This window comes from Alteromonas sp. RW2A1 (genome assembly GCF_001886475.1).
Lineage (GTDB): Bacteria > Pseudomonadota > Gammaproteobacteria > Enterobacterales > Alteromonadaceae > Alteromonas > Alteromonas hispanica.
Window position 1 is genome coordinate 2,957,298 of the sequence record NZ_CP018031.1, and the last position, 16,289, is coordinate 2,973,586.

The 16,289-nt window shown below is 39.7% G+C and carries 13 protein-coding genes; 6 read left to right on the forward strand and 7 right to left on the reverse strand.

The genetic code is table 11. The annotated features are described in order from the left end of the window. Positions 1-2: 2 nt before the first annotated feature. From BM528_RS13230 to BM528_RS13250, 5 genes are all read left to right on the forward strand, one after another. Positions 3-1,391 (forward strand): hypothetical protein, encoded by a 1,389-nt coding sequence (locus tag BM528_RS13230; protein ID WP_071980213.1) that lies wholly within the window; start codon positions 3-5, stop codon positions 1,389-1,391. A gap of 19 nt (positions 1,392-1,410) precedes the next feature. Continuing rightward, positions 1,411-2,274 (forward strand): glycosyltransferase, encoded by an 864-nt coding sequence (locus tag BM528_RS13235; protein WP_198033561.1) that lies wholly within the window; start codon positions 1,411-1,413, stop codon positions 2,272-2,274. 5 nt (positions 2,275-2,279) lie between these two features. Next, positions 2,280-3,602, forward strand: a complete 1,323-nt coding sequence (locus BM528_RS13240) for a glycosyltransferase (protein ID WP_232230488.1) — start codon at positions 2,280-2,282, stop codon at positions 3,600-3,602. Then, a complete protein-coding gene (locus tag BM528_RS13245; RefSeq protein WP_071980215.1) occupies positions 3,599-4,522 on the forward strand; it encodes a polysaccharide pyruvyl transferase family protein in 924 nt (307 codons plus the stop codon). Before BM528_RS13240 ends, BM528_RS13245 begins: the two co-directional genes overlap by 4 nt. 96 nt (positions 4,523-4,618) lie before the next feature. Then, a complete protein-coding gene (locus BM528_RS13250; RefSeq protein ID WP_071980216.1) occupies positions 4,619-5,578 on the forward strand; it encodes a hypothetical protein in 960 nt (319 codons plus the stop codon). A 349-nt stretch (positions 5,579-5,927) separates the two neighbouring features. On the opposite strand, the gene BM528_RS13255 is transcribed toward BM528_RS13250, so the two are convergent. The 6 genes from BM528_RS13255 to BM528_RS18545 all read right to left on the reverse strand — a co-directional run bounded on the left by BM528_RS13255 (position 5,928) and on the right by BM528_RS18545 (position 13,656). After that, positions 5,928-7,376 (reverse strand): oligosaccharide flippase family protein, encoded by a 1,449-nt coding sequence (locus BM528_RS13255; RefSeq protein WP_071980217.1) that lies wholly within the window; start codon positions 7,374-7,376, stop codon positions 5,928-5,930. Positions 7,377-7,672: 296 nt separating this feature from the next. Beyond that, on the reverse strand, positions 7,673-8,590 hold the full coding sequence (locus BM528_RS13260) for a polysaccharide pyruvyl transferase family protein (protein ID WP_071980218.1): 918 nt from the start codon (positions 8,588-8,590) through the stop codon (positions 7,673-7,675). Between the two features lie 87 nt (positions 8,591-8,677). Further along, complete coding sequence (locus BM528_RS13265) at positions 8,678-9,769, reverse strand: polysaccharide pyruvyl transferase family protein (protein ID WP_071980219.1); 1,092 nt, start codon at positions 9,767-9,769, stop codon at positions 8,678-8,680. Next, on the reverse strand, positions 9,766-10,926 hold the full coding sequence (locus tag BM528_RS13270; protein ID WP_071980220.1) for a glycosyltransferase family 4 protein: 1,161 nt from the start codon (positions 10,924-10,926) through the stop codon (positions 9,766-9,768). The genes BM528_RS13265 and BM528_RS13270 overlap by 4 nt, the downstream gene beginning before the upstream one ends. Then, positions 10,913-12,199 (reverse strand): DUF5935 domain-containing protein, encoded by a 1,287-nt coding sequence (locus BM528_RS13275; protein ID WP_071980221.1) that lies wholly within the window; start codon positions 12,197-12,199, stop codon positions 10,913-10,915. The genes BM528_RS13270 and BM528_RS13275 overlap by 14 nt, the downstream gene beginning before the upstream one ends. A 1,316-nt stretch (positions 12,200-13,515) precedes the next feature. Continuing rightward, positions 13,516-13,656 (reverse strand): hypothetical protein, encoded by a 141-nt coding sequence (locus tag BM528_RS18545; RefSeq protein ID WP_156844067.1) that lies wholly within the window; start codon positions 13,654-13,656, stop codon positions 13,516-13,518. Between the two features lie 108 nt (positions 13,657-13,764). On the opposite strand from BM528_RS18545, the gene BM528_RS13285 reads away from it, so the two are divergent. Further along, on the forward strand, positions 13,765-14,760 hold the full coding sequence (locus BM528_RS13285; protein ID WP_156844068.1) for a right-handed parallel beta-helix repeat-containing protein: 996 nt from the start codon (positions 13,765-13,767) through the stop codon (positions 14,758-14,760). 16 nt (positions 14,761-14,776) lie between these two features. Here BM528_RS13285 and xrtA read toward each other — a convergent pair whose 3' ends face one another. Beyond that, positions 14,777-16,258 (reverse strand): exosortase A, encoded by a 1,482-nt coding sequence (gene xrtA, locus BM528_RS13290; protein WP_071980224.1) that lies wholly within the window; start codon positions 16,256-16,258, stop codon positions 14,777-14,779. Between the last annotated feature and the right edge of the window lie 31 nt (positions 16,259-16,289).

Genomic DNA, 16,289 nt, shown 5'->3' on the forward strand with positions numbered 1-16,289 from the left:
CAATGGCTTCATCACATCGCTTTTTAAATTCATTAACGTTGATTGCCATGTTGTCTTTTGGCTCACCAATTTTTGCCGAAGAAGACTGTACAGAAAAAAAGCGAATTGTATTTCAAGAGCTTGGATTAAAGGACAGCAAAAGTAAACCACAACTGCTTGATTGTAGTTGGATACGCGACGCTTTCACAATGCTCAAATCCCCTAGAATTCCTATTTCTGCCTGGGAATACGAAGGAGGTTTCAGATTAACAACAAAGGCCACGAGCGATAACGCGAAAGCATCGATCGACTTTTCACTTGGTATATTTAGTTTAAGCGCTTCGAAAAAGTCAATATTTGTCGCCAGTCACCCTCAGTTTGGCGGTATTGGTGAAATATCAATCCCTCCAATAGTTGCTTCCAAAGACATAGAAGACTTTGAGGTTGGAACATCCGTTTTACAAGGTTTTCAATCTATCAATAATACGCCCCGTGTTTCGACGGGAATTGCCGGTTACTTTCGCATTACCGGTATCAAGCAGATTGATGATGCTCTTATGGTCAACTACATAAATTGGTATGACGCCAATGGCACCGAAACAGATACCAGCATAATGATTTGGCAGGCAAACAACCTAGCGAGTAGCAAAATGTACGGCCCATACCAATTGGAAGGCGCCGCTCACGCTGCAGGATGGTTAAGTGAGATACCGCAAGAGTTACAAGCACTTTTTGAAGCTACGCACATCACTGGCTCACAATCAAATGCTTCGATAGCTTCTCGGCTATCCATAGGACCCACTGCTTTTGCATTTAACCCAAGAAAAAACGTCGTTTATGGTCCATCTGGTTCGGTGGAGACTGAGGCCTTACTAGATTTTTCTATGAGACAGCCTCTCTATAATCATAGTGTTTATAAAACTCAACCTGACTATCGATCCTTGAGCCTCAACAGCGATGGGCGTAATAAAATGTGGACCCTGTCATCTGGTGCTTCATTTGGTTTCATCGTGCCTGGAACGCGCACCTACCTGACACTTGGGAAATCGGCAGGCCACGAGAGCGGAATAGGCTATAAAATAAAGCAAAGCAATGGCCATCAATGCGGCGGACCTTGCCCATTCGACGCGGACGACTATTACAGTTATTTCTGGGCATGGGATATTGCAGACCTACTGAAGGTGAAGCTTAATTCAGCGCCACCTCATTCACTGCAACCATATGAGCATGGGAAATTCCCGTTGCCTAGCAGCTTCAAAGGGCTAGCAATTGGCGGAGCTGATTACGATGAAGAACAAAGAAAGTTGTACATTTCACTAACAAGAGGGGACACTTTAGGGAAATATGCAAGGCCTCCTCTTTTTCTGACTTATAAACTCAAAGCAACTACAGAAAATGCTGAATCAAAATAACAAAAAAGTTAGTGTCATTATGCCCGCTTATAATTCTTCGTCTTTTATAGAGGAATCTATTAGCAGTATTTTGGATCAAACGTTTGAAAATCTTGAGCTTATCATAATAGATGATGGCTCGACTGATGAAACACTCATTATTGCGAAAAGATGGGCTGAGACAGATAATCGTCTTGTTGTATTATCTCAGAAAAACAAAGGTGTTTCGGCAGCTCGAAATACAGCGATATCAAAAGCCAAAGGAGAGATATTAGCCTTTTGTGACTCGGACGACGTCTGGTATCCCAATAAGCTAGAAAAGCAACTCATTTCGCTTGGAGAGGCCGATTGGTCTCACTGCGACTCTCGCTACGTAGGAATCGGCTTTGACGATAAAACCGTTTACCGTTCTACATACAGCCGTTTATTTAGTGGTTTAATATTCAAGCAGCTTGCGATTGAAAACTTTCTCACAACGTCTTCTTTAGTAATCAGAAAAAGCGTGTATGAAAAATACAACGGCTTTGATGAGGCACTTCAAGCGCTAGAAGACTGGAAACTATGGCTTCAAATCGCAAAGGATCATCCAATTGTACTGTGTGACGAAGTGCTTTTAGATTATAGAGTTCAACCGCAATCTACGTCTCGCAATGCACGCTCATTATTACCTGTACATCTCGAAATTCTTGATGAAACCTTCAACGACGAAGAATTGAGAAACAGCACGTTAAAAAAAGAAGCTAAATGCCGTGCTTATCTTATTTTTTCTTATATCGCTGAAGAGAAAAACGATCACCTTTTCTCTTTGCAATGTTCGTTGAATCTTTTTCTACGCAAAGGGAATGCTATGAGCGTTAAGCGCATATTGCGTACTTTTGTTAACTTAATCACCAAAAAGAAGTGATAAATATGAAGTTGGGACATAGTAAGGATCGATTAATAGAATTTGTTAAGTTCGATCACAACAGCAAAAAAGGGCTACTTGTTGCGTGTGTAAGGTTATGTGCATTTGCACTATGGAAACTTGGTTCTAGAAGTAAGGCGTTCGCTCTGGTTTCAGCAGTTTTCAGAACGGGGTGGTCTGGCAGTTACTCACTAGGTGTAGAGTACGCTAAACGGTATTTCGTTAACGGTCAGCAATATGAAAACGAAATACAGGACGCATTTATTAATGCCGTTGAGCCTCTATCAAATACGGCGGAATTCTTTACCGAACCTGAAAAGATGCTAAATGGAATTATCACCGTACTGAAAAAGCCAAATGGGTCTGAGAAAGGCGTAATTATTATTAACTATAGTTACTACTTCCCTTTGTTCCTACGCTTTTTCAAAGCAGAAGAAATTTTAGAAAATTATCATCTCATTCTAGAGCCTAGTTGGGCAGGGTTTTGCGAGTCGAATATTCTTATTTACACGCAGCTAAAGTTTCCAATTTTCATTCAAACCTATGAAGAAAGAGACTACAACTTCGTTAAAGCACTCAATTCAAATCTTATTCCAATTAAGGTCGGCCCAAGCTGGTTTATAAATTATAAGAATTTCGCTCCCCCCCTTAAAGATGAAGAAAGAGACATAGATTTAATTGTTGTGGCTGCATGGGCGAAGTACAAGCGTCACAGAGCACTTTTCCAAGCTTTGAAGGGCGTAGTGTCAAGAAAGCCCGACTTCAAGATTGTATTAGTCGGATACCCTGGTGACATATCACAATCTGATATCCTTTCGTATGCAGATGAAATGGGGCTTGCTGACAATGTAAAGATTTACGAATGGATAACACCTCAAGAAGTCGCTGAATTATATAAGCGGGCAAAAATAAACGTCTTGTGGTCAAAGTTTGAGGGTAACAACAGGGCTATTATTGAAGGAATGCTGTGTGATACACCGGTAATAATGAGAGAAAACCATAATTATGGTGAAAAATACGATTTTATAAATGCACAAACAGGTTACTTTGCAAACGAGCAAGATCTTGAAATTAAGGTATTGAGTTTATTAAACAGTGAGGGAACCTTCTCTCCAAGAGAGTATATTTTAAACAACAGGAATTGCGACGTAGCCACTCAAATGATGCAAGACGTGATAAGAGACTACGAGATAGAACAAAATAGCGACGTAAAATGGCACTCAAACCTCGCAGTAAAAGTGAATGACTTACATGGCATGCATTATCTTTATGAAGAGCAGGATGCATTTGACGATTGTTATAGCTGGATTGAAAAGAAACTAAAATGAATAAAGAGAAAGATGATGAGTTGGTAGTGTTAATCCAACAGCTTGGTGGAAAGGTAAACTACCTTCCCAATCCTGGCAATGCAGGTGACTCACTTATCGCATGTGCAACGTATCAATTTTTTGAAAGAAACAATATAGAGTACAAATGCTGCCAGTCAGAAAAAGATATTTCAGACAATGATATTCTTGTTTATGGTGGAGGCGGCAATTTTGGTGGTGAAAATAGCCGTGTTGGTTATTACATCAAAAAATACGCTTCTCGCGTGAAAGCCTTTATATTGTTACCTCACACGCTTTTTGGTGCAGAAGAGTTATTGCAATCGCTTCCTGAAACCGTTCATCTCTTTTGTCGAGAACGAGTTTCTTACGAATTTGCTAGCGAAATGGCAACAAGAGCCAACGTATACCTTCACGATGACATGGTATTAAGCGCAGATGTGGAAAAGATGCTATCAAAACCTGCCAGCCAATCGGCGTTGGGTAGTGTTGGTTCAGAATTGAAGCGCCGCGCACTCTTTAAAAATGAAGATTTTGGTATATCGCTGAAGCACTACCTTGCCTACACTTTAAAATCACTGTTTGGTCATCCCTACCCGAGCAAACCTCAAAGCGGTGAACTCAATGCATTTAGAATAGACGTTGAAAAAACTGACATTCCCATTCCCTCAGACAACGTTGACGTATCAGCACTGTATGAGTTGAGTTCATGCGAACCTAAGCTCGCCAAGCTGTCTACATTTCGTTTTTTATCTCACATTAACGCCTTTGAAACGGTGAACACCAACAGGCTGCACGTAGCCATTGCGGCGGCTAAGTTAGGTAAAAAAGTAAATCTATACGGTAATAACTACTTTAAAATACGCGCTATTTACGAGTATTCACTTAAAGGGAAATTCGCAAACGTAGTGTGGAAAGAGTAATTTTCGAGCAAAATAAATTGCAGATCAGCACACTTTGTGGTTAAAGTAATGTGCGACTTTGAAATGGACTCTGAAGCTTGGTCATAAGGAAAAGACATGCAGTTTGATTATATAATTGAAAAAATTAACAATACCGAATTATCGACATCACCTTTTTTACACCTTGAGCTGAACAATCTTTTCACTCCAGAACATTTTGAACAGCTTGTCAGGGCAAAAGAGCTAAACATAAGCGACTGTAAAAACGATAAAGATTTGTTTGAAAAGCTGTTTAATAATGGCTATAAAATAATCGACTTCCCAGGCTGTATAAATGACCACGAAGAATACATAAAATGGCATGAACATAAACATGCTTCTCAAAAAATTAATACAGCATGTGAAGGTTTCGGAATTGTACTTAGGCTCAAACAGCCAGAGTCAACGATAGTTCGAGAATTGACTAGCTTTCTCGAAAGTGATGAATTCATTCAATGTATTTCAAGAAAATTTGGTGTGCAAGCTGACGAATGCAATTACGACAGTGGCATTCAAAAATACTTGGATGGTTATGAAATAAGCCCTCATCCAGATATTAGAAGAAAAGCACTAACATACATGGTAAACCTAAACCCATCGATAAACTCTGAGTTGAGTGACCATCATACCTACTACATGAAATTCAAACCTGAATATACCTACATCAAGGAGTATTGGAAAGGGAATAAGAATGTAGACACGTGCTGGGTGCCATGGGAGTGGTGCAATACAGTTAAACAGCAAACTAAAAACAATAGCATAGTGATCTTTTCTCCTAATAACGAAACTCTACACGCAGTTAAAGCAAAATATGACCACCTGCAATACCAGCGTACGCAATTGTATGGAAACCTATGGTACAAAGAAAATCCATGTGATGTGCTGGGAAGAGCGTGGGAGTCACTTGTGATAGATCAAAGCACACAACGTGATGAGAGTGGTATTTCTCGCCTGATACCCTGGAGAATTAAGAATTACATTGAAGCTAAAAAAGCCTCGAAGACAGACAAAAAAAACCACGCGAGTAGGGACTATTAAAGCAGTAATAGTCCAAGACACAGGCTTGGCTTGCCACCGTTGTGGCATGTCTAGGCCCTCGCTATAAAACCATTTGGAGCCAATGTAAAAGAAGGGATACTTGATCAGAAGTTGCATCCAGGAAAACTTTGTCTCAACCAAGTTCGAAAACCCACACATGCATTAGACAGTCACTTCTGAAACGGAGAAAATAGGGAAAATCCTTCTCCATATTCTCAATCAAATGCTTATCATTTGACTGTCTAGAGGTATAAATCGCTCAAATTCAACGTACACAAGATACGTTTTCGAAGACCAACCGATATCATTAACTATACTATCAATGCGAAACTCTTACGCTAGCAGGTTTTCAGCGACTCCTTCTAGAGCTAATAAACCGCGAGGCCAAAGAGGTGACTTCTTTGAGCACCTTGTGCTTTTTAAACAAAAATAGGAAAAATAAACACGCGACAAAATAAACTCCAAAGTACAGAGCACTCCCCAATACAAGGTAGACTATACCCTGCCCCGTCAACATTTGTGCTGATAAGACAGCAGAAAAACACGCCGTTGCCAAAAGCGTACACATAAACAGCAAGCTAACTACGGGTAGTCCAAACCGTATAGAACAAAACACCAGTAAGATGCTTAGCACCATGAAAGAGAATACTAGTCTTGTAATAATAAATTCTTCCATACTGCCTGAAAAGAAAAACGCAATTAAGCCTATTAATAAACTCAGTGTTACCATTTCATAAACCGATAATAGCTTTATATCGCCATTTGCAATAAGCCCTTGCTGGACAAAAGTGGACACGGCAAATGTAATGGTGAACACGGCTAATAGCGGTAATAAGTGCGCAAAGGGCAGCCACTGCTGTCCTAAAAACAGCGAAACAAGCTCCTGATTAAAAACGTGTAAATAGCCAATAATGGGAAAAATCGCACATAGCAATATGGTAAGCACAATCACGATGTGCTCTCCAATTGGATCGCCCCTTCTTTTTATTTCAGAAAAGCTTGCTAGGAATACATTAGATACAGGAGCGATTATTTCTCTACTTGGTAAGAATGAAAGATTTCTCATTAAACTAAAACCACCAAGCTGATCTGCACCATACATTTTACTAATAAAAATCACGTCGAACTCGGCGCGCACGTACCCCAAAATAGAACGCATGAGCATCCACAGTGAAAAACTCATTTGCTCTTTTATGCGGCTTAATGAAAACTTCAAAGGGTAAGGCGCATACCAATGAGAGAGCAGTGTTTTGCTGGTGTATGCTGCCAGCACGCCTATTATCATGGCCCAATAGTTCTCTAAAATGAAAGCCAGCACCACTGTAACTAAGAAACTCACAACTCGCTCAATTAAGAGTATTTTAGAAATGATGCCGTATTCCAATTCTCTTCTATGCATAAAGAGCTGAGGGCTTGCAAAGGCAGAAATTGGTAACACAAGTGCCATTACGCGTATCGCAGATTCAGCTTCTGGTGCGTTCAAGAAGTTGGCCAGTACGGGCGTAAGTGCAAGCAGCGCAACAAACAGCGCGAGTTTAGACAATATTGAAATCGTCCATGCCGTTACAATATCGCTGTCATCCAGTGTCTTCTTCTGAATAATATATTGCTGAGTGCCTCCTTCAGACAATGTATCGAAAAGAAAAACAAGCATTGTTGCAATAGCTACTACACCAAAATCTTCGGGCGTTAATAAACGCGCAAGAATCAGTAGGCTAATAATACCTATACCACGTTGGAACAATCGAACAATGAGGATCAACGACGTACTGCTTACCACCTTTCTTGCTAAGTTCAAACTTTTAAATCCTTATCCACTGTGTTCCACACAAAGCACACATCAAGAAGACTTGATGTAGAACGCACAACAGTTTTCATTTATCAACACTCCTTGAGTCAGTGAAATATTCAGTCAAACACGGCATGCGTGAAGTTTTTTTCAGCGTCATTCTCGCAACGCTTTATGCTTTGCGAAAAGTCGTGCCCTTTCAGTGTTTTTTCAACAATACTAACCAAACTATCAGGCGACACTTCAAAATCCCCTACCCGAAATTTCTCTGGCCAATCAATATCTTTAAGAAAGTTGCTTGCTTTTTAATGCACCTCGGCTAATAAAAAAGGAACGTGAGCCATAAACGCGTAAATTGCGCCATGTAGTCTAAAGCTTAAAAATGCGTCACACTCGCCAATCTGATGCCACATACTCATAGGATCGGTGACATAGTCGAACAGCTCAACGCTCACAGACGGGTCAAGAAGCCTAACAAACTCCTTCGTTGCGGCCATGTCACCATGCAATTCATGGCCGTTGAACACAAAGAGTCTAAGCGTAACATCACCGCCTCTTTTAGCATTCAACGTATTGATTGCGGAGGCCAGAATTTGTAGTCGTTCTTTATTTTCGTGACGCACTTTTCCTGTTTTTCCACTGAACGAACACAGTGCTAACCCTATGGTAGATTTAGTGCTCTCTTGCCTTGCTTTTAAATCTAACTTGTCAACCATTGGCAACAGCCCCGCAAGGTCGAAAGCATGTGTGCAAGGTAAGTCTAAATTGTAACTTTGTACCAATTCATAAGACTTAAGGTCTCTAACACACAGAAAAGACATGCGTTTCATAAACTCGATAACTTTTTTTTCGTGTGCCACCGAATCAAAAGGACCTACAGAAACCCCAATAGCCCCAATCTTTAAGTCGTACTTTTCAAAGTTTTTATTTGCATATTCCATTTCCCACCAGTCTTTGCCGTGGAAGATGGAACCACCAGAATACACAAGATGCTTATTTTTCTTAAAATGCCTATCTAACAATAATTCGTTAATGAACTGCAGACGATATGGCAAAGTTTTCATAATCGGCTTTGCATTGTTGGATAGCTTAGGTATTTTTTTAGAAAAGAAATAACTGGTATCAGCGCCCCAGTAATGCTGCGCTCCCCACTCTGCGACTTTGCAAAAGCAATCGTCGCCCGTATTTTTCATACCGTAGAAGCCACTAAAGGTAACATTCATACCTATCCCTTGTTTTGTTCAATGCGCGCAATTCCACAAATTATTTTTGTATTAACACTATGGCTTGCTGCTTTATTGCATTTATAGTTAATCTTTGGCGATTTTTGAAGCTAGGCTCTTTATGTAACTGCCCGATTCTGCATTTTCAGCAAGCTTCACATCAAGCTTACTTCGGTCACTGCTACATTCAGCTAGAAGCAACTCAACTCTATGCTTCAAGAAAGATGCGTCTTCCGCTTGCTTAACTTTAACGCCGTCAACTTCCGTATGTGATGTCAAGAATGCCTTAATTTTGTCATCGCACAGTAACGGCAAGAAAGGAATCCCCATACCGAAACCCATTATACAGCCGTGCAGGCGACTACTCACAATAACGCGAGCATTACTAACCTTTTTCAACATTCGAACATGAGAAGAGTCCATATTAGTATGTTCTTGATATTCCAACCCCAAAGCTTCAGCTGCAGCCATCAGATTTTTTGATATTACATCTAGGTCAGCGCCTGCCAACCTTACATCTGATGGATGGATTAGATGCAAAAGAACCTTTGAAGAGAGTGCTTGTAATTGCCAGTAACGTGGAACCAGATAGTTTATTGAGGGGCAAGCGGTAAGAACTAGTTTGTTTGGTGCAAATTGCTCTAAAAAGTTGAAGGTATATTCATCTCTCACGCCTAAATGGTCGGCGCCTTTCGCAATTTTAGGAAATAAATCAGCCTTCATTTCCCCTCTTCCAGACATCTTATTAATGCCAATACCATGCGCGCTGAAACGCAATCCACTTTGAAGCACAACGTGCCAAAAAGGTTCAAAGACTGGCTGTAGAAGGCCTCCTCCGCCAATTACCAGCAGCACATTTGGGTTATGCTGTTTTAAGTAGTCAATGTGCGCTTTGAACTCCTTTAACCAAACAGGAGAACAAAAGAGGTCGGGGCCGTCCTTACCCACTATTTCTTTTAAACCAAGATGGGAAATATAGTCCCCAACGTTTCTTTTGTTTGCATAAATGTAAACGACAGGCGCAGTTTTTGAGTACTTTTTCCTTGTAAACTTTTGCTTTAGGTAGAATGAAAGTGATCCATAAAGATCAAATTTTTCAGCAAAATACAGCGCAAACCGCCATCGCAAAGGTTCCACCAACTTGGAAATCAAGAAATACATTCCTTTTTTTACTTTCATTTCAATAATGTTAAATAAGTAGACGCAATATGTTCGGCGGTATGCTCCCAAGTAAACTTGGAAGAAATCGTTAGGCCTTTTTGTACTTTTTCATTGTAGAGTTGTTCGTCGGTGAGGAGGTTGCGTACTGCACTACTCAACGCTAAAAAGTCTTCAGCTTTTGCGCTACAAACCGCATCTTGCCCAATTTCTATAAGCACATCAGCTTCAGAGGTTACTACAGGTGTTCCAGAAGCCATCGATTGTACAAGAGGAAACCCAAAGCCCTCTTCACGCGATGCAAATATAAACACTTTTGAGGTTTGCATTGCTTGAATAAGCTCGTCTTCGGTAACCCACCCTTTTATAACAATGTCATTTTCAATTCCCAATGCCCGAATGGTTTTGGAAATAATGGAGTCTTCCCCCCCAACAAACCCTAAAATAGTGAGGGGATGTGCTTTCTTTAAATCTTTAGGTAACTGCGCCCATGCTTTTAACATGTTCTCTGAATTCTTCTGATGACTGTCGCCACCGAGCATAAGAACGCCTTGTTTAGGTTTGTTGTTTGGTGGAGGCTTAAACCCACCGGGAATACCATGATAAACGTACGAGCTCTTATTCTTTAATTTTGGAAAGTTCTGCGATATGTCATGCTTTGAATATTGCGATATTGTTAAAACATGGTCTGCAAATGAAAGACCCAAACGATATACAGCCCACAAATATGCTTTCTGTCTAAAGAAATAAAAATTCTCCTTAAAACTGCGTTTTTTATAGTACCGAAATATTCTGAGTGAGTGCCACTCCATTAAATCATGAGTTGTGGTTATTTGCTTAACTCGAGTAAATAAACAAACTCTATTTCCCGGCATATGTAGAAGGTCGACTTTATGAATTTTCAACAATTTCGGAAGAATTAACTGTTCCCAACTAATTTCGTCTTCAGCATCTGCATTTATAATTTTGACATTATCTAACTTACAGATCTCATCGAGTCTTGCTTGATATTTTTCTGCTGAATCATTGTGTTCAAACCCTTTGTTGATAAACAAAACAAACTGATGCTGAGGCAGCATTTTCGGTATTAGCTTGCATAACATGAAGGTATATAGAGGCATCCCTCTTTGTTTTCGCAATACAAATCTAGCATCAATAGCGATTTTATTTTTTTTCATTGACTTGCTCGCTACTTATGGAGTTTTTTGCGACAGAGAGGGTGTAAAGTATATAAATCCAAGGGTAAAAGGCAACATTAATAAACATTCCACCAGCACAGTATAATAGCGTAAAAGTTTTTATCGCTTTTGATGATTCGGCACTCCAAGGGTCATTAGGATTCGGCTTTTTAGAATTTAATAACAGAGTGTGAACTATTATGCCCAAGAAAATCATCAGGCCTACGTAGCCTGTTTCAGCAAGCACCTCGATGTATATATTATGGTATGCTTTGGCACCTCTCTGGGATATTACTACCTCGCCATCCTCACTATATTGGTCAAGTTTTCCTGCATTTGCCAAGTAAGCATAAAACCCGCCGCCGAAGATCGGGCGTTCAGCAACATAGTCAAATGCCCATCTCCAAACAACAATTCTACCTACTGCTGATTTTTCCGTTGTTGTGCCTTGGTCTATTGACTCCATTCGTTTCAACCAACCATCCGTTATAAATTGGCTACCAATGACGGCAAGTAACATTAAAAATACAACGCCTTTCACCTTTTTCTTGCTGTAATAAAGATGCAGCAAAGCGTACACGCCCAAAACAACTATTCCGGTTCTGGCTTGCGTCCCGACTTGTGTTGTGAGAGCGCAGAAAACAACAAAATAACAGTAATACTTGAATATCTTCTTATTTGAGAGAAAACTATATTGGGCTAAGTATAGTGAGAGTGGTATCAAACAAACCGCAAGCGTCGCTAGCATGCTACCCTCTGAGTACATAAAACCAGAGCCCTGAAGACCTATCAGTGATATACCGTACCCTCCTCCTCCCATGGCTGATTTTACCCCAGCCATTATAATAAACAGTGAGGAAGCCGCAAATAAAATTGAAAGGACAAAGTCAAAATCCTTTTTGGTTGAAATAGTAAATGGAATAAAAAACAATATAACAAGAGTTTTAATTGCCGTGTCGTACTTTATCGCAGAGTACAGAGGAAATTCAGCGTTTAAATGAGAAAGTGTTATCCAAAACATAAACCCCAAAAATAAAAAATAAAACGCACCATTATTAACTTTTCGAAGCTTATTAGCATTAACCAACAAAGTTAATAAAAAAAAAGCGGTTAAAATTAACGATAAGGGCTTACCTGATAAAAAAGAAAAGGAGGTATTTTGCGGCTTTACTGTATCGATCCAGAGTACTGCAGCTAACGCGACATATGGCCTAAAGAATCCAAATACCATGAAAGTAATAATAATAAACGAATAAAAAATATCTGTTATCATTCATTATCTTCCGAATTTGCAAAACACTCTTTAATGATAAAAAGAATTATAAATACGTGTATGAGTAACGCGCCTGAATCTACACCTATGTCCATAGTCTCTTCTCTTGCTTGGTATCGTTGATGCGAATTTAGGTCTGAATTAAACCATTCGCTAGGTTGGCCCAGGTTTCCACCTTCTAATAAGGCCCTCATTATACTTGTGACAAAGATATTTTTTTAAAAACTCAAAACTCGGGAGCTTATGTGGCTTGATTTTCTTTTACCGAAGTTTAACCAGTTACCCCGCTTATCAAGCGACGAAGCCCGCTGAAACCTAGATCAAATATCTATTCACCACATGGTGAATCGGGATTGAAAGAGTAATATCCGTTTTTAGCTTGACCGCAACTGGCTCGCAAGAGAAAAGTTTCGGATTAAAACCCACACTCATAATACTTATATCATTATAAAAGACATGTAACGATAACTGGACGACTTTCAATTTCAGTTTTAACAACCGGCACTTAAGTAAGAGATCAAACTACCTCTTTTTCTCAAAATAAATCACTGTAACATCCGTTCAGTATATACCTAAAACAAAATACTCTTTCACAACTCCAAATCGTTTCTTATCGACAGCAGAGTCTGTGCGATGCTCCAAAATATTCCTCTATGTATAGGATAACTGATAATGCTAACCAATTCTGCTATTTTCTTCTGAACACTACGCAAGAATTCATATAATAAGTGTACCTGTCCATCCGCTCCTTGGTTAAATGGTTACAAGAGATCATTGCTGTTGTTGGCACTTTGTTATCGCCAAAAAACAAGAGTAGTTACCATGAGTTGAAGGTAGTTTTTTCGACGGACAACGATGCCAGATATAAGCCTACTTTCGCGAGAGTAGCAGCTTCCTAGAAATTGGAAAGCACCTCAAAGCCCAAAAAAGTTTGCAATCAATAGGTTTCGGGCAGACAAGCTTAAAATTAGTATTTGCTTAAACAGGTAGGTAGCTATGGCAGCGCTGTTTATCTGGAACTAGAATCATCAGGCGGCTATACAACATATAGCAAAAATCGCCCCCATATTCTCACTCTTACTAAAATTGCTGATTCGATATATTTTTCAGTACTTGTTCGCTATAGTTTCCCCGTGTCAATGCGACAGGAAAAGAAAGTGAGTTTGATGAACTATATCATGCTGAATTTCATTATTGATTTTATTCCTACTCACTTTCAAACGCGCTTAAATTTGCGGATAGTAAAAACCTCCACATTGGCTGACTTTTAGCTGTTATTATGCTATAGAAGCCGGCTGCTTTTTTATTCATGATAACTACTCTTGTTCTTTGCGATCACTGTGCTCTACCAATGGGGAATTAATCTTTTCTAACCACTTATCCAAGAAACCTGCACTCTTTATCTGAATTCGGGGGGAAATAAAGGTAATAACATGAAGGCCTATGAATACTTTCATCGCTTGAACTCTATTGTTTATTTATATACATCTTTTCAACTGCTTAGCCATACAGCCTTAATTGTAATAATTACTTTCTGTCGACCATCTCTAGCATTCGAACTAGTAGTGACCAATACTCAAGAACTCAGAAATGCCATCCACATTGCAAACAACAATACCAGCGGGAAACATATTGAAATCTTAGTTAATAAAGGCAAGTATGAAAATGCAACAAATATAACGATACGCAGGAATAATATTACTATACGCTCTAGCACAAACAACCCTGCACATGTTGTTCTTAGCGGTTCGGGTATGAAGAAGAAAAGCCCCGTTGAGGTCATATTTGATATAAGTGCAAGCAATGTTACGCTTTCAGGTATGACTCTTAGAAACGTTTCTCATCATCTTATTCAAGTACGCGCAGAGAAAGACGTCGATTTTTTTTCATTAGACAACTGCATCCTCGAGGACTCGTATCAGCAACTACTCAAAGTATCTGGCAGCGACAATGATAAATTTTCTGACTTTGGAATAATTAAAAACAGTCGCTTTGAATACACGGAGGGGGTTGGGCCTAACTTTTACATTGGCGGTATAGATGCCCACAAATCGAGAGGTTGGATTGTTCAAAACAATACCTTTGCTAATATTGCCAGCCCTGCTGGTAGGGTAGCTGAACACGCTATTCATTTTTGGCGAGGATCATTCGATAACACTATTATCAATAACATTATTATCAATTCCGACAGAGGAATAGGTTTTGGACTGGGGAATAATAAAAATCAGTCAAAAGGTGGATTTATAGCATTTAACAAAATTACACATGACAATCCTAGTCATGCCTTTGCCGATGTGGGTATTAGTTTAGAAAGTAGCCCTCGCACCATTATTACCAATAATGAAATTCAGTTAAATTCAAGTTACCCAAATGCTATTGAATACCGATTTCCTAGTACGCAAGACGTTGTTATTACGAGTAACATCACGAACAAATCAATTGTCGCCAGAGATGGAGCTGATGGCACATTACTAGCGAACACCTCTGCGGGCATACCCGAATACTATTGGAATTTATTGTTATATAATCTTAAACGAGCAGTTCGCTACATTAATGAATAAGTAGTTTTATTGCCTTTTAGTCTACTAACTGAGATAAAGCAGTACTTAAATCACTATTTGTAGCTGAAAGATCATGCCCCTCTGCGGCAAGCACGTACATTCTTCCGCCACTGGCATTCCCTAAAAGTACATTCTTCAATTGATGTACTTTGGTTTTTACCGAACTCGTGAATAGCTTATCATCCACGTTATACCACCTTACAATACTGAGCTTTTCGCCACTTACCGACACCACGTTATAAACAGTAAACGCAGTATCATTTATCACTAGCTGTTGTGTCTCTGCCAATGAGTAGCGTTCAGGGTCGAAAATGCGATGTAAGTCGCTCACTAACTCATTATCTTGCTCACTGAACCATGCAGCATAAACTTTAACACCACAATTAGTATCACTTAAATAAATAGTCTCTTCTACATCTGCATTTACAATAATCGGTTGCCATGATGTGGCGCTGCAGTTTTCGCCCATTAGATCATTGAGTAATGGCTTCGATGGTAACTTCGTTGCATTATTGGCGCTTGTTATATTCATTGCCCAAGCCGTACTTACAATAAACAAAGCGAATAAAACTGTAAAAATAGTAAAACTTATTGAAGGCTTTTTAGGCACTGAATAGTCTCGTCGCTCTGATTGAACAGTCTCACGCATTAACTCCCCAATTCCCAACAAACACAGAATGACAAATGCAAAGAAAAACCAGCCGTAAATAAGGTGATCGGCACCTGCAGCGTGTTCCATATCTGTCCAGTAAGCAATAAGAATAATGCCATATACGCGTACAATATTTGCCAGTACGGGGAAGATTAACGATATTGCCACAAAGGCTACTCTGCGTTTTGTCGATACCAAGTTTAGGTAGGCATACAAGCTACCTATCACAAAGCTGGCAATAAAAAAACTTACCCCAGAACAGGCTTCTGCTACTAAAAAGCGGCCTTGGGGTATTTCTATGTATAAACCGCTTCGGTAAAGCGGTACGCCTGTGAGTTGAAGCAACGCCACAGAGCCGTCTGCGGCAATTTCTTGAAGATAAGGAATTAGCTGTTCACCAACAGGAACGCTAAATAGCATAAACACCAAGGGAAAGAGTATGTTTTTTGCGGCCTTAGTGCCAATCATTAACCAAATGAGTGCGGGCAAAAGCGTGAACGTAGCGGCGTGCATAAAAAGCTGTATATCGCCTGCCACCCCCACCACGTAAAGCAAAACTGCAGGCACAATAACAATAAAAGCAAGGGGCGTTGTGTAAATAGGTTGCGCGAGTAGCTCGTGGCGTTTTAAATAAATAAGATAAAAAGCACCGGGTACAATAAAAAAGCCATGATTAAATATTTCATTGCCATACCAAATTTCAACTACAGTGCGTAGCCCCTGCCAGCTAAACACTAACCATAGGCAGAATATTGCAAAACCAGATATAAAAAACGCTTTATTTTCAGCAAACGTAAGTGCAGTTCCATCCCTTTCTGTTTTTTTCAGCGCTTCACTTTTACTCATGAGTATTTCCCTGCCCTGCTTTCTTATTATC